This window comes from Asticcacaulis sp., assembly GCF_035497195.1.
GTDB lineage: Bacteria > Pseudomonadota > Alphaproteobacteria > Caulobacterales > Caulobacteraceae > Asticcacaulis.
In genome coordinates this window covers 839,861-855,070 of the sequence record NZ_DATJDZ010000014.1, presented here as the reverse complement: position 1 = coordinate 855,070, position 15,210 = coordinate 839,861, and the positions used below count along the sequence as shown (strand labels likewise).

The following is a 15,210-nucleotide window of genomic DNA, read 5'->3' as shown; positions in this document are numbered from 1 at the left end:
ACTCAACATGCGCCCGCTCAAAATCGCCCTGACCGCCCTCGCTCTTGTCCTGCCCGCCTGCGCGCAGGCCGATCCCGCCCAGGTGACACCCGAAGCCCACGCCTTCGATATCGGCGCCTTTAAGGCCTGGAGCCTGCGCGATCTGGTCAATGTCGTGCCCAATGACAACAGCGTCATCGGCCTGGCACAGACCCCCGAAGCGGTCGCCGCCGTATTGAAGGCCGCCGGCCAGCCGACCGACCAGATCACGCTGTCGATCGACGCCCTGCTGGTCAAAGCCGGCGACCGTCTGGTGCTGATCGATACCGGCATGGGACCGAAGGCGCATGGCGTGCTGATGGGCAGTCTGGCCAAGGCCGGTGTAACGCCGGACCAGATCACCGATGTGCTGATCACCCACAGCCACCCGGACCATATCGGCGGCCTGCTCACCGCCGAGGGCAAGCCGGCCTTCCCGAAAGCCACCGTGCGCCTGACCGATGCGGAATGGGCCAGCTTGCAAGCCAATCCGCAGCAAGCCGCATTCGTTGCCGCCGTCACGCCGCAGGTTCAGACCTTCGCCGGCGGCGCGGAAGTCCTGCCCGGCATTACGTCCGTCGTGCTCAAGGGCCATACGCCGGGCCATACCGGTTATGAAATCGTCTCCGGTGACGCCAGGCTGCTCGATATCGGCGATATGGCGCACAGCGTGGTCGTTTCGCTGGCCAAACCGGAATGGGGGATGGGTTATGACAGCGACAAACCCGCCGGTGAAGCCACCCGCCGCGCCGAACTGACCGTGCTGGCGAAGAGCGGCGAACCTATATTCGCCCCGCACTTTCCTTTTCCCGGTACAGGCAGGATCGTCGTCAAAGACGATGGTTTCGCTCTGGCACCAGCGAAATAATCTGGATTCAGAAAGCCTTTTCCAGATAGATTGCACCGCCGGTTTCATGGCCGCCTTCCTCGCGGCGCAGGCTCCGGCCGATGCGGGCTTTGAGGCCGACGCCTTCGACGAATTCCCATTTGAAACCCAGATTCAATTCGGAATCATACGCGCCCGGACGATCGGATGGCGCGGCCGTGGCGAGTTCGACGCCCAGTTTCAGGGTATCGGTGGCTGCCCACATAACCACGCCATTGGCCCCTATCTCGCCGCCTCCGTCTTCAAAACCCTGGCCATAGGAAATCATCGCCAGATAGCTGTAGCGCCCCCGGTTCCAGCCAAAAACCAGAGGCACTTCCAGCGCCCACTGTTCATCGCTGAAGCCGGCGCTCCCCGTCGGGATGATCAGAACCGGTTCGGTCGAAATACCAAAACCATCGCCCTCACCGGACGGCCGGATTTCCCATTTGATCGCCCATTGGCTATCGACCGCGCCGGATATCGCTTTCGCACCGGACGTCTTGAACGTCCCGCTGCCAAAGGTGATCGACGTTTCAAGACCGGGGCGGATCGGCGCGGTGATATCCATCTCGTAGCCGGTTTCATGCTCGAAACCATTGCTGGCCCATTGGTAGCTCGGTTTGATTTCCCAGGCGCGGGCGGCATCGAGGTCTGGCGTGCGGAAAGGTGCGGCCAAAACAGGCGTCGAGACGGCGGTTGCGACCAGGCTGAGCGCAATCGTGCGGAAAAGATAACGGAACATAGGCACTCCACGGGATCAGTCATGACGACTTTACCCGTTGCGTCCAATTGCGCCGCTCATGTCAGGCCGCTCAGTGCTGCGTTCGGGCCAAAGCCTGTCCCGTCAATGTAGCGGGACAGGCGGCCGCTGTGGCGGAGCCTTTTGTGATGGCGCCGGTGTGTTTTAGCTCAGGTCCGCGCCGGCGCATTCCGGAAGGCCGCCGCCATGGCGTCGTAAAGCGGCTTCTGCCGGAACTGGTCATCATAGGGCGTCGGGCGCAGCGGCAGCTTGTCGGTGCGCGGCGTGGTCGATTGCAGCCAGCTATATTTGTCGTCCAGGCCCCAGCACAGGAAATCCTTCACCGCCGTATTGCCGAGCGTCAGGTCGATATAGATCCTGGCCACTTCGGCCACCACGGCGTCGCGCCGGGCGATATCGCCGTCGACCTTGCGGTCATTGACATCGAACTCCGTCACCAGAAGGGTATAATCGAGTGCGGCGGCATCCGTCAGGAACTGCGTCCACGCGTCATATTGCGGCGTGGTGTCGTCGGTCGTCATCTGCCCCACCACGCTCTGATCGGTGCCGATATGGCCCTGGATGCCGAGGGCATCGACCGGCAGTTTCTGGTCACGGAACCAGCGCAGCAGGTCGAGCGCCGCCTGGCGATGCAGGGCATCCTTCGGCCGCCAGCTCATATAGTCGTTATAGACGAGCTGCATTTTCGGCAGGTGTTCGCGCGCCGCCTCGAAACAGATTCGCAGGGCGTCGCGGCCAAGAATACGCGTAAAGACATTGGCGCGGATATCGCCGGTCTTTTCATCGATGGCCTCGTTGATGACGTCCCATGAGGTCAGGCGATCACCAAAATGCTCGGTCACCTGACCGATATAGTCGCGCAGCAGCGCCTCGGCGGCGACCTTGGGCTTCGGACCGAAATCATGGGTCAGCAGCCATTTCGGCAGGAACTCATCCTTGGCCCAGAACAGCGTATGGCCGCGCAGGGGCATGTGGTTGGCCTCGGCGAAGGCCAGCACGGCATCGCCCGGCGCGAAGTCATAGGCATCTTCCGGTGTGTTGTGAATGGTATACATCTTCAGTTCGTTGCGCGGCACCAGGATGCGGCAGTCGCGCCTGAGGATTTGCGCCACCTGCGGATCGGTCAGGCCACCGGTTTTGACGCCCGTGGCCGAACCGAAACGGATGCCTTTCGCGGCGGCCAGGTCTCCGAGCGACGACGTAGATTGCGCAAGCGCAGGCGTGGCCAGCAGCGCCGTGGCGCCAGCGAGAAACAAACGACGATCCATTATCTGACCTCATGCGTGACGTGAACCCAGTCGATATCGACCGCGCCATTCGCGTCCTTTTTATTGAATGTGAAGAGCGCCGGGCGGCTACCTTTCCACCACGAAAATTTCGACAATGGCACCTGTTCGCCGAACGAAATGAACGCCTTGCCATGGAGGCTGTAGGCGAAGCGGCTGGTCTGGTCCGGCAGGGCCTCGGCACGCAATTCGACCGTCTGGCCGGTGACTTCCGGCCCCGGCGTTTCGACGCCCGCCGAGGCATAGGTGATCCGCGACACGCCGTTTTCGCGCACCACGCCGATCCACACCGGTTTGACGCCGAACAGGCTGACACCGGCGCGTTGGCCATCAGTCATGCGTGAAATATCGAGCCGCGCCGTCGTCTGCATGGCCGGACCTTGCAGAATCTGCGTCAGGGTATTGCGCGAAGTGGTCAGGCTTCGCGCCTCACCGGCCTTCAGGCGCAGCCAGCCCGACCGCTCGCTCAGGCTCCACCGGCTGTCATCGGGATTGTGGTTCCATGACCATTGCAGGCCCAGCGCCTTGCGGCTGAATTCGTCGGAATCCTGCAAGCGAAAATCGGAATGGCGGACACCGGTATCCGGCATCGCATGGGTCAATACCGGCTTGCCGTCGTCACCCATCACCGGCCAGTCATCCACCCATTTGACCGGTTGCAGATGATCGATGCGGCCAAAGGCGCCTTCCGAATTGAAATGCACGAACCAGCCCTGGCCGGACGGCGTTTCAACATAACCGCCTTGATGCGGCCCCTTGATATCGTTGGTGGGGACCAGCACATCGCGCCATTCATAAGGCCCGTAGATATTCTTCGCGCGGCCGACCGCCTGCGGCCCGGTGCCGACCCCGCCGATGGGCGCAAAAATATAATACCAGCCATTCCGCTTGTAGAGCTTCGGCCCTTCGAGCACCGGCAGCCGTTCCTTGTCGTCGGCCACCACCACGCCGTCATCGAGCACCTTGGTGCCGTCCGCGCTCATGCGGTGCAGGATCAGCGGTCCGGCGCCGACCTTGCCGTGGATCAGATAGGCCTGACCGTCGTCATCCCAGAAGGGGCACGGGTCTTCCAGCTTCGCCTGAGCGATGACCGCCACCGGCGCCGACCACGGACCGGCGGGGTCTTTCGCCGTCGTCAGGAAGATGCCCTCGTCCGGCGTCGGGAAATAGATGTAGAACAGGCCGTTATGGTGACGGATCGACGGCGCCCAGATACCGCCGGCATAATGGGTGCCCGTCACGGGTTTGGATTTGGCGTCGTCCAGTTCAAAGGGACCGGGCATGTCGTATGCCGGCGCGAAGGTCAGTTTCGGCACGGCATTGGTGATGAGCTTCCAGTGTACCAGGTCTTCCGATTTCAGCACCGGCAGACCGGGCGAAAAATGGAAACTCGACGCCACCATATAATAGCTTTTGCCGACGCGGATAATGTCCGGATCGGAATAGTCGGCATAGAGGATCGGATTGCTGTAGGTCGCCGGTTGCGGCGCAGCGGTAGCGCAGGCGGAAAAAAGCAGTGTCGCTCCCGAAAACAAAGCCACCAGCCCCAAAAATCTCCCCCTCTTGGAGGGGGAGGTGGCGCGTAGCGCCGGAGGGGGTAATACCGCCGTTCGTTTCCCCCCTCTGTCTTTTTGGCAAGCCCAAAATCCAGCGCCCCCTCCAGGAGGGGGAGAATGAAAACCAAATAATTTCACAGCGCGACCCTTTCGTTCGGCTTGATCGTCAGTTTGCGGACCGAACCACCGGTCAGTCGCAGGGTAATCTTTTCCGGCTTTTCGGAAATACCGAGAAGCGACTGTGGCGCCCCGGTCTTGCCGGTCACCAGCCGCGCCACGCCATCGATACGGCCCAATGGCTTGCCGGCCAGTGTTAGCGCCGCGCCCTTGCCGTCATAGGTCATGGCCGCCGTCGCACCACCATCAGTCGGCAGGCGGAAATTCGCCCCATCCGCCGCCGCATGACCAGGGCGGATATTCCAGTGCAGGGCCTCGGCCTCTTCGACCACACCCGCCAGACGCCAGGTGTAGTCCATCATCACCAGCGCCGCCGGCGAATAGTTTGGCAGGTCTTCCTGCGTGAATTTTCCCGTCACCGGGTCCATCTGCTGGCGGAAGGTCATGTCGGCCAGCAGCCCTTCGCACCAGCGCGTCATCATGAAGCTGAACTCGGCATCGCGGCCGTAATGCGCCATCCAGCGCGGCGCGCGCAGGGCGGTCAGGGCCTGCGTTGGCCCGCCCCAACTGTTCTTCGGTAATGGCCGCACGAACTGCGGATCATCAAGCGCCACCGACGGCATGGGATAACTGGTCCAGAAGGCTTTCGGATTATGGATTTGCCGCGTCCACAACTCATCGAACAGCGCCTGATCGACGACATGCTCGCCACACACCCGGCTAAGAATATCCGATCGCACCCGCACAAATTCATTATTGGCGTCGAGATCATAGAAGGCGGCATCTTCAGCGACGTAGAGTTTTTGCAGGATCAGGCGGCGCATTTCATCGGCGCTTTCGGCCCAGTGATCGGCCTCATTATTCTTGCCGAGCGCCTTCGCCATGTCGCTCAGCGCCAGACGCGCGCCATAGGTGGTGGCCGACAGGTCCGGGCATAGCCGCGGCAGGGCGAACCCCGCCGGAAAATACTTGGCGTCCTTGTTCGGGCACTGCGGCGGGATGCCTTCCCAGCGCGGCGAATTGTCATGACCGGTGTCGTAGGTACAGAAACCTTCGGTCAGGCCGGTGCCGCGGGTATTGCGATATTTCAACAGCCACGCATCCCACGCCGAACAGGCGGTATAGGCCGAATTGAGCAGCGCTTCATCCTTGGTCGCCTGCGCCAGCTCCCAGGCCGTGGCGGCGATCGGCACCACCATCTGGATCTGGCCGAACCCCGTTTCCGTCACCTTGTTATTGCACGGTAACTGACCATCCATGCGTTGCAGCTCGAAGAAGGTCATATGGCTGTTGCGGGCCACATCCGGGCGGAACTTGCGGTAGACCAATGACTCCTGCGGCCCGCATTCCATCCAGATACCGGCATAGTCGGCGCCTTCGATCAGCACCGGCCCGGCGTAGCGCGGCACCACCTGCACATTGCCCGCCAGCACGGCCAGCGCCTTGTCATAGGCGGCCTGCCATCGGGCATTGGCGGTCGTGAATTGTGGCTGGGAAACGGGCGTCTCCGCCCGCGCTTGACTGGCGATCAGGGCCGCCGCGCCCGTGGCGATTAAACTGCGACGATTGATCATGCCTGACATGCCTCCGTATCGGTTGTCATCCGGAATTGCGGACGCGGATCGGGCGTGGCGGGCACGAACTGCACCTTGATCACCGTCAGCCGCGTGACATGCCGCGCCCACAGGCCATAGGCGGGGGCATCGCCGCCCTTATCCTTGTCTAAAGCGCCCCAGGCTTCGTCGATCATATGGGCATCTGGATAGACGCCGCGCAGTTCGCCGATCTGGTCTTCCTCCAGCCAGCGCGTCGAGGCGATCATGCCGATCCTGATGTCGTGCAGCACCACGTCTTCGATATGCTTTTCCGGAATGCCGATGAAATATGACCCGCGCGGGCCATTATCGGCGCCGGTGATGCGCTCGAAAACCACCCGCCGCAAGCTACCCACCGCCGGTTTCGGCTGATCCGGCTGCACCCGGCCGCGATCCTCCAGCCGCATGAACAGGGGGCTGCGCGCCCGCACGATATGGATATCGGTGGCGAGGATATTCTCCGCCATGCCGCCATCGACCACTTCCCACGAAATGCCGGAATCGGCGCCCACCGGCTTGACGTGCCGCATGGCTTCGGACACCCCGCCGATCTCGCAATGACGCACCAGCACATTGCGGAAAACACTCTGGCTGTCGGTTCCCAGCTTCACCGCATTGCACGAACTGAAGAAGGTGCAATTCTCCACCAGCACGTTCTCGGTCGGGGCCTGGGCCGCGCCCTTGAAGCACAGGGAATCGTCACCCGAGCTAATATAGGATTTGCGCACGATCACATTGCGGCAGCCGTCGATATCTATGCCGTCATTGTTGAAATTGGCCTGGTTCTCGACCGTCATCTGGTCGACCAGCAAGTCGTCGCAATTGAGGTAGTTCTGCATCCAGCACGGCGAATCCTTGAGCGTGATGCCGTGAATATGAATGCGCCGGCAATCGATCACCCGGATGACAAACGGCCGGCCGGGCGTGCCGTGAATGCCCTCCTCACCGTGGAAGTTCGCCCCGCGCCCGTCAATGATGCCTTCGCCGCTGATCGAGATATCTTCGCAGCCCTCGGCAAAGATCAGCGACTGGTTCATGCCCATGTTTGTATCCTGGACCGTGCGGCGCTTCGCCACCCGTTCGGGATAATCCTTGAGATCCAGCGAGGCCAGCAGCCGCGCGCCCTTCCCCACTTCGAGCCGGACATGGCTGCGCAGGTCAAGCGTGCCGCTGACATAATCGCCCTTCGCCAAACGGACCGTGCCGCCGCCTTCCGACGCCACCTCTATGGCTTTTTGAATGAACGACGTCGCCAGGCCTTCGCCGGCATAACCGAACTGCTCCGGCGTTACGATGCGCTTCGGGCCATTCCACGGCTTCAAAGTTGCGGTCAGGCGTTTCGCCATCGCTTCCAGATCGGCGCGCAATGGCGCTACCCAATCTGGCAAGATGCAGCTTTCCGCCGCGACAGCGGTGCGGAATGTGGCGGCAATACCAAGGCCGGCAAAGCCAGCGGCCAGTTGGCGGCGTGAAGGAGAATATGGCATCGGTTTCCTTTCCATATGGTCCGCTTCTTCCGGCGGCTTACTATCAATGCACTGTATCAGAATAAAAAGAAGCCCGGCAGGGAGACCGGCCGGGCTTAAGTGGCAGAACCGGGGAATAAAGCAGGTTCTGGTAGTTATGGCGGGCGCAGCGCCAGGGAGGAAACGCTGCGCCTGCCAATCGGATCAGCCTAGAACTTGGCGTCCACGCTGACGAAGAACACCTGGCCCTGGACATCGTAGGTCGCCGGGATGGTGTTATCCGAAGGCAGCTGCGACGAGCCGAGGATCGGCGGGTCCCTGTCGAACAGGTTACGGGCGCCGACCGACAGACGGACTTTCGAGGTCAGGTCATAGGCCGCCGTCAGATCGATATAGGTCTGGGCGTCGATGACCGGGTTGGTCAGGGTGTTGAGCGCCGGCGGCGTCAGGCCCTTCGACTTCGGCAGCATGTAGGTATCGACCGTCACCTTGCCGATATAGCGGGCGCGGGCCGAAAGGGTCAGCGCACCGGTCTTCCAGGTCACGCGGCCGGAACCCTTCCACTTCGGAATCGGCTGGCCGCAGGTGGCGCCGAACGCGCCCAGGCAGTCGTTCTTGACCTCCGGCTGGTCCTGGATCGGCGTGCCTGTGAACTCGCTGACATAGTTGACATTGGCCGACACATCCCAGCGGCTGGCGCCCAGCAGGCCCCAGTCGGTGCGGAAGCCGTAATGGCCTTCGATATCGACGCCGGCGGTCGCCAGACGACCGACATTGGCGTTGGTGGTAGAGACGTAATCCGGCGCAGTGACCTGACCCGATGACGGATCGCGGTGGATGGCCTGACAGAAGACGCTGCTGGCGTCCATGATCGTCTTGTAGCAGAGGTCGAGGACCGACTGCACGCCGCCGCCGCCGAGGGTGGAGATGGCGTCGTCAAGCGTGATCTTGTAGTAGTCGACGCTGACCTGCAAACCGCGCACATAGCTCGGTGTCCACACCAGACCGGCAGTCGTGGTGTTGGAGGTTTCCGGGCTGAGGTTCGGATTGCCGCCGGTCGTCTGGTTGACGAAAGCCGTCGGCTGAACCGCCGAGGTGAAGACCGTCGCGGTCGGCACGCCGGTGGCCAGACACAGGGCCTTTAGGGCATCGGTCTGGTTGGCGACGGGTGTCCGGTCGGAGCAGGGGTCGCTCGCCATCGGGCCGTTTGTGCCGGCGCCGCCGAACAATTCGCCGACATTGGGCGCGCGGATGGCGTGCTGGTACTGGGCGCGGAAGGCGAGATCGCTGTTGAGCGCCCATTCGGAACCCAGCGAATAGGTCCAGACGCCGCCAACCCCTTCCAGGTCATATTCGGAATAGCGGAAGGCGCCGTTGAGACTCAGGCGCTTGGCCAGCGGCAGGTCGGCCAGGATCGGAACGCGGGCTTCGCCGTAGACTTCCTTGACCGTAGTCGATCCCTTGGTCGCCTTGGCGGCGTTCCAGCCGGACACGTCACCCGAAGCCAGATAGGTGTCGGGGATGTATTCGGCGGTGCTGTAGCGCCACTCGAAACCGGTCGAGAAATCGACCGGGCCGGCCGGCAGATCGAAGGCTTCACCGGTCAGGCTGCCGGCGAAGACCTGCTGCTCGGCGCGCAGGCCGGCGTTGGCATTGATGATGATGGCCGCCTTGCCGGCATCCGTCATGTTCTGGCCGAACGGATTGAGCACCGGCGCCGCCCCGCCCTGCGAAAGCACGGCCTGCTGGAAGTGGCTGAGCGAGATCGAACCCGTCTGGGTGTCGGATTCCGTCGTCTTCGCATAGGTGTAGTAGACGTCATACTTCAGGTCGCGCAGGTAGCTCGACGACACGTCGCCGAGATTGCCGCGCACGCCCAGCGCCGTGCGGAAGACCGCGTGGTCGGAGGTGGTGTAGCGCGGGCCGATATCCGACAGGCGGCGGTTGTAATTGATCACCGCAAGCCCGTCGCCGGGCGCATTGTTCAGGGTCAGGGTGCCGTTTTTGACCGTGGTCGGCCCGGTTTCCTTCAGGTCGAGCTGGCGCAGGACTTCCTGCATCGGCGCACCAAGGTAAGGGTTATTGACATCGAGCAGCAGGTTACCGCCGTAATTGGTCGGGGCGATCTGCACATCGGCGACATTGTCGCTGTAGTGCATTTCCATGTAGCCCGTGGCCTTGTCGTTGAAATCGTAGTGGGCGAAGATATTGCCCATCCAGCGCGTCTGCGGGGTGATGATGTTCGACATGCCACCCAGGTCATAGCTGTCGGCCGCGCCGGCATAAGGACGTACCGTCGTACCGTCATCGCTGAGGATGGCGCCGCCGGAACCCATGTTCTGAAGGCCGGCCGCCGCCAGGGCCGCGTCAAGACCGGCATTGGAACCTGCCGAACCGTAAAGCGGCAGGTTGCCTATGCCGAAACGGCCATTGGGTACGTTCGAGGAGCCGCTGTAGACCAGCCCCATACGACCGCCAGCATCCAGACAGGCCTGGCCATTGCCGGCGCCATTGGGCGTACCGGCACGATCATCACTCCACGAATCGGCGGTGACGCAACCATCCGACAGCGAAGGCATTGCCCAGTCACCGCGATCGGCGCGCGTATAGCCGCCACGGTTCATATAGTTGACCGAGGCGACGATATTGCCGCGGCCATCGGCGAAATTGCCGCCCGCCGTGATATCGACACTGTAGGTCGGCGTGCCGGTGTGCTGGTCCCAGGTCCGCTGCACGCTCGTTTCCACGCCTTCAAAATCGTCGCGCATGATGAAGTTGACGACGCCGGTGATGGCGTCAGACCCGTAAACCGCCGAAGAGCCACCGGTGACGACTTCGATGCGCTTGATCAGCGCTGCGGGAATGGTGTTGATGTCGGTCGTGAAATCGGGACCGGTAATGGCGAAGCGGCGGCCATTGACCAGCACGAGGTTGCGCGTCGGGCCGAAATTGCGCAGGTTCAGCGTGGCCGTGCCGACCGGCTGGCCGGCCTGGACCGTATTGGCCGTCGGGCTGTTGAGCTGCGAGCCGGTAAATTGCGGCGTGTCGGACAGCATGACGTCGACGTTCTGCGTGCCGGCGAGCTTCAGTTCCTGTTGATCGAGAACGGTGACCGGCGTCGGCGCCTTGAAACCGCGGTTGGACAGGCGCGAACCGGTGACGACAACGACCGTCTCGTCAACCGGGGCGGCGGCAGGCGCATCGGCTGTCGCGGCAGCGTCCTGGGCCATCGCCGGCAGCGCATTCAGACCGGCGCCCAAGGCCATCAGTGAGATAGATGCCGCCAGTATCGGTCGCAATGTCCCTGTTTTATTGTACTTTTTCATAATTTTTCTTCCTTCCAATTTTCTTTCATACCGCCAGCGCCGGTTGCTCCGGACACAGACTATCGCTCTTCGGATGACGCACATCATCCGGCTCGGCGCGGATATGGCTCCGGCACGACACAGTTATTCAGGGGCTTGGTGAGGCATGGGCGTTACGCCCGTGTCCTGAATTTCGCCCTGCATATGGCTGCGATCGCCGGTTTACGTCCGGCAGGCAGCTCTCGTTTGATAGACCCGTTGTTTTTGCCCGGCGCCTGATCTTAGGTTTGTGACACCGGTGTCAATTTTTATGATAACGCTAACATCTCACGACAAAAAACAAACGCATGTCGCGAAGAGAGGCTACGCGCCTATTTTTTGCAAATCAACTACCCGCTCTCTGGCCGTCGGAGCCATATGTGCTTCCAACGGCAAAGCCTTCCACATCATGGGATTCCGCCCGCCGGCATTCCCGTATAATGGGACTCCGGCGGGCGGTTAGCCTCAAAAATGGCCAATTCATTTCAATATTCGGGATAGATCTGCAAAATGTGACTTTTCAATCACAGTGCCGAAATATTGCCGGCCCGACGCAAACCATCTCTTTTTACGGGTAAAAAATTCACGGCTTCAACCGGGCATTGGCCTCATTGACCAGTTCGATATAGGCGGCGCCGACATTGATGACATACTCATTCTCCCCCCAGAAGAACGGCCAGTCCTCCTTGTTTTCGGGGAAATCAGGCTTGAGAATCAGCACACCGGGCACCACGCCGCCGGCGATGAAGCTGAAATCAGCGCGATTATTGCCGTAGGCCACTTCCTTGGAAACCGTGCCAACCCCGGAAACAAACGACACATTCGAGCCGGGATGCGTGCCGTACATGTAATCCAGCGCCTGATAGACCGCATCCGGGTTGATGATATCGGGGAATTCGTGGTTCAGCGCAGCGGCGGTCAGGCCGTATTCGACCACTGTGCCGCCGCCGGCCCAGCCGCCTTCGGTGATCGGCACACCGAACGGATTGGCACTGGCTAACTTGTCGGCCTCGGCCTTCCACGCCACCACCGCCGGACGGACCTTCGCCTTGAAGGCCTTCGGCATCAGGGGCAGCGCCTTGGCCAGCGTCGCGGCATTGGCGGCGAAGGTCTGGCTGACCTCCGGCCACAGGGCGTCGATCCGTCGGGCGTATTGCGGGTCTTTCGTCGTGATCAGCAGTTCGACGGCGGCCGACAGTTCTTCTTCGACCAGATCCCCGCCGGTCGTATTGCCATGGTGATAGAGATTAGGCGCATGGCTATGCTCCTCGGCCCAGACCTTCCTGGCGATGCCCAGCGACTTGTCTGCCAGCGGATCGTCAAAGCCCTTCAGCGCCCGGCTGGCGGCGGCCAATGCGGCGATCGAACCATAGTTGAGCGCCGAAGTGGTGTTGGTAAAGGCCCAGCGATCGTCGGGCATGCCGCTCCTGCCATCCTTCACCTCGTCACGGCCAAGCGACCGGTCATAGATCAGGCCATCTGTCTTGGTCACGGCGTCGCCAAGGTGCGGATATTCCGCCACGTCCGGCTCGACAATGCCGTTGATGGCGTGGCCGACGGCATCGAACTGCGCCACCAGTTGCAGCGTGCCGTGCTGGATCTGCTGCAACAGGTCGGGCTTGCCGTCCGGCACATGAATATCGACATAGCGGCGCTGATGATCGATCAGGGTGTCGTCGCGCGTCAGGCCGAATTTCTCCCAGCTCTGCACCAGCGAACGCACCACGGCATAGTGCGTCTGGGTGCGGATATCGAAATCGCCAGCATCGAACCAGCCGCCGACATTCAGGCCGGGGATGTGTTCATAAGGCTTGAATTGCGTGTCGGTGCCGCCCGGCTTCGAGGCATAAAGATCGATATGATCATCACCCGGCGGCGCCTGCATGGCGTCGTCCTTGTGGCTGTCGCCGTGCCAGACCCTATAGGCCTCATTGACCTTCATATGATCCATGGCGACCGGCAGGTAGACATCGAGCGTCGGCTCCCAGGCCGTGGCATAGATATCGGCGGCGATACGGAACGGACTGGTGCGCTGGCCTTCATATTCGATGACATAGAGGCCCGGCTTGGTGACGCGGGTGAAATCGAAGGTGCGGTAGTCATAACGCAGGTAATGGCCCCAGGGTTTGGCTTCGGCGGTCAGGACCGGCGTAAACGTGCCGTCGGCGGCAATCTCCAGCAAACGGGCCTCGCCGGCGGGTTTGTCGTTCGGATCAAGTTCGATGACGGCCTTCTTGGCCTGCGAAGGGGCGTAGCCAAGCTGTGAATGGGCGATCATCGGCGGCCGCACCCAGCCGGCGACCGAATTGGCAGTCATTGTCCACGAAACAACCGTGCCGGTCTTGCCGGCCGGCAATAGCGAGCGCACGACATACCAGCCATTCTGCGCCTGGTTGCGGCCGTCATAGAGGGCAATATCACTGTCAGAAGTCAGGGTGACGCGACGGGCTGGATCTTCCGGCGCCAGCACGAAGGTCTTGCCATGCGCCAGCGGCAAGGGTTCGGTTTGCGGCAGCAGACGCGACATCGGCACCCCTTCACCGAGGCTTTTCATAGGGCCGGACGGATAAAGCGGGAACGTGCCCGCCACGCCATCGGCGAGATAGCTCTTGTGGAAATAGGCCGCCGGCAGGAATTCCATATTGAAGCCCGCCTTGCCCGCCAGCGCTTCCGGCAGGGGCTTGTCGAGGATGACGCTTACGCTTACGCTCACGCCCTCGCCTTTCGGCGCGACACGCACCTGATAGGTGAAATCATATTTCGGGTAGCTCACCGTCGTGGTGACGACACCGGAAGCGGCATCGACCTGACGATCCTTTACCAGTCCCATTTCGTCCCACTGGCCCGGCGTCGGCATCAGGCGGACATCGCCATTGGTGGCCGTGCGCACGCCCTGCTGGATCAGTTCAACGCCGGCGATCTTGGCGTCGTTGAACAGGCTGTTGGCGCCATTGGCGAAGACCAGCACATTGACGCCGCGCGTTTCGAAATAGCCCTTGTCATTGAGATGCAGCGGTTCGGCACTGGCAGCCGCCGCCAGCATGACGCCGGCAGCAACGGACAGCATCAGCCTGGTGAGATTACGCATGTTCTTTTCCCTGTTATTTTTATGATAGCGGTAACATATCCAGTCGGGCGAAACTGTCAACGCGCATCTGGCCGGCTTTGTTATCGGTTCAATTTATTGAGCAGCATGGCCCGCAGCCGGCGCGCCTTCATATCGTCCATCGGCCCCAGATTGTCGCGCGCGTGTTCGGGCAGGTGCGCGCCGGCACGATCGGCAGGCCCAAAGACATAGTAGTCGAACAGTTCGCGCCATCCGGCCTTCTCCGCGTCAGGCCGGTCACGCAGACTGAGCAGGGCGTGCAGCAGCGTGTTCTGCGGCGTGTCCATGAAGGCCGGCGAGGTGTTCCACCAGTAATTGATCAGGATATTGAACGGTTCCAGCGCCTCGACATGGTGCCACCACAGGGCCGGATAAAACAGGACGTCGCCGGGTTCCAGCTCCGCCACCTGGCCCGCGGCCTGGGCCTCGCGGAAGCGGGGATAGCGCTCGAAATCCGGGTCACGAAAATCCACCATGCTGACGACCTGGCCGCCCGGTGTCGGTTCCAGCGGACCGGGATAGAGGTTCGCCACCTGGTCCGGCGGAAACAGGGTAAAGCGCCGCTTACCCGCAACGCAGACCGCCAGATTATGCGACATGTCGTAATGCGCCGTGGCCGTTGTACGGTTGCCGATCCAGATGCTGGCCAGCGGCGGATTGGCGGCGAACATCGGGTGGTTGAGCACCAGCTCGTCATGCGCGCGCAGCCCCGGCAGAAAGAGGTCAAGATCGGTCGAACCGATGTAGAAGGACGGCGGATTGGGATCGCCCATATGTTCGGCGATCCGATCAAGCGCCTCATTAAGGTCACTCCGCCCGCCCTGAAAATTGAAACCGCTGACATCATCATTATAGAAGAAGCGGCCGGCCTGTTCGGGTTCGGCGACAAACAGCGTCACCGGACGTCCCTGGTAAAAGCCCTTGAGGTAATCCATGGCGGCCTGCGGGGAATCAAGCCCGGCGCGCACCAGCGGCCAATCGCGCGCCACGCCTTTCAGGATTACGGGCGCCTGCGCGGCCATCAGGTCGTCATAGGGGATCTGATCCGGGGCGATGCCGGTGATGACCCGGCTTCTGGCGGTAACGCCCGACAT

At 61.8% G+C, this 15,210-nt stretch carries 9 protein-coding genes; 1 reads left to right on the top strand and 8 read right to left on the bottom strand.

Annotated features, from left to right (window positions below):
* Positions 1 to 7 precede the first annotated feature (7 nt).
* Positions 8 to 886: an MBL fold metallo-hydrolase gene (locus tag VL130_RS08040; protein WP_325362248.1), complete on the top strand. Its 879-nt coding sequence runs from the start codon at positions 8 to 10 to the stop codon at positions 884 to 886.
* A 7-nt stretch (positions 887 to 893) separates the two neighbouring features.
* Here the strand turns inward: VL130_RS08040 and VL130_RS08035 are convergent, their stop codons facing one another.
* The 8 genes from VL130_RS08035 to VL130_RS08000 form a co-directional block, all read right to left on the bottom strand.
* Positions 894 to 1,628: a hypothetical protein gene (locus VL130_RS08035; protein WP_325362247.1), complete on the bottom strand. Its 735-nt coding sequence runs from the start codon at positions 1,626 to 1,628 to the stop codon at positions 894 to 896.
* Between the two features lie 167 nt (positions 1,629 to 1,795).
* Positions 1,796 to 2,914 carry an endo-1,4-beta-xylanase gene (locus VL130_RS08030; RefSeq protein ID WP_325362246.1) on the bottom strand — a complete coding sequence of 373 codons (1,119 nt, stop codon included), beginning with the start codon at positions 2,912 to 2,914 and terminating at the stop codon, positions 1,796 to 1,798.
* Entirely contained in the window at positions 2,914 to 4,473 is a 1,560-nt protein-coding gene (locus tag VL130_RS08025) for a glycoside hydrolase 43 family protein (RefSeq protein WP_325362393.1), read from the bottom strand. The genes VL130_RS08030 and VL130_RS08025 overlap by 1 nt, the downstream gene beginning before the upstream one ends.
* A gap of 149 nt (positions 4,474 to 4,622) precedes the next feature.
* A complete protein-coding gene (locus tag VL130_RS08020; protein WP_325362245.1) occupies positions 4,623 to 6,179 on the bottom strand; it encodes an MGH1-like glycoside hydrolase domain-containing protein in 1,557 nt (518 codons plus the stop codon).
* Positions 6,176 to 7,687, bottom strand: coding sequence for a glycoside hydrolase family 28 protein (locus VL130_RS08015; protein WP_325362244.1), 1,512 nt, complete (start codon positions 7,685 to 7,687; stop codon positions 6,176 to 6,178). Before VL130_RS08015 ends, VL130_RS08020 begins: the two co-directional genes overlap by 4 nt.
* Positions 7,688 to 7,875: 188 nt before the next feature.
* On the bottom strand, positions 7,876 to 10,992 hold the full coding sequence (locus tag VL130_RS08010) for a TonB-dependent receptor domain-containing protein (RefSeq protein WP_325362243.1): 3,117 nt from the start codon (positions 10,990 to 10,992) through the stop codon (positions 7,876 to 7,878).
* A gap of 601 nt (positions 10,993 to 11,593) precedes the next feature.
* Complete coding sequence (locus VL130_RS08005; RefSeq protein WP_325362242.1) at positions 11,594 to 14,098, bottom strand: glycoside hydrolase family 9 protein; 2,505 nt, start codon at positions 14,096 to 14,098, stop codon at positions 11,594 to 11,596.
* Between the two features lie 80 nt (positions 14,099 to 14,178).
* Complete coding sequence (locus VL130_RS08000; RefSeq protein WP_325362241.1) at positions 14,179 to 15,210, bottom strand: cupin-like domain-containing protein; 1,032 nt, start codon at positions 15,208 to 15,210, stop codon at positions 14,179 to 14,181.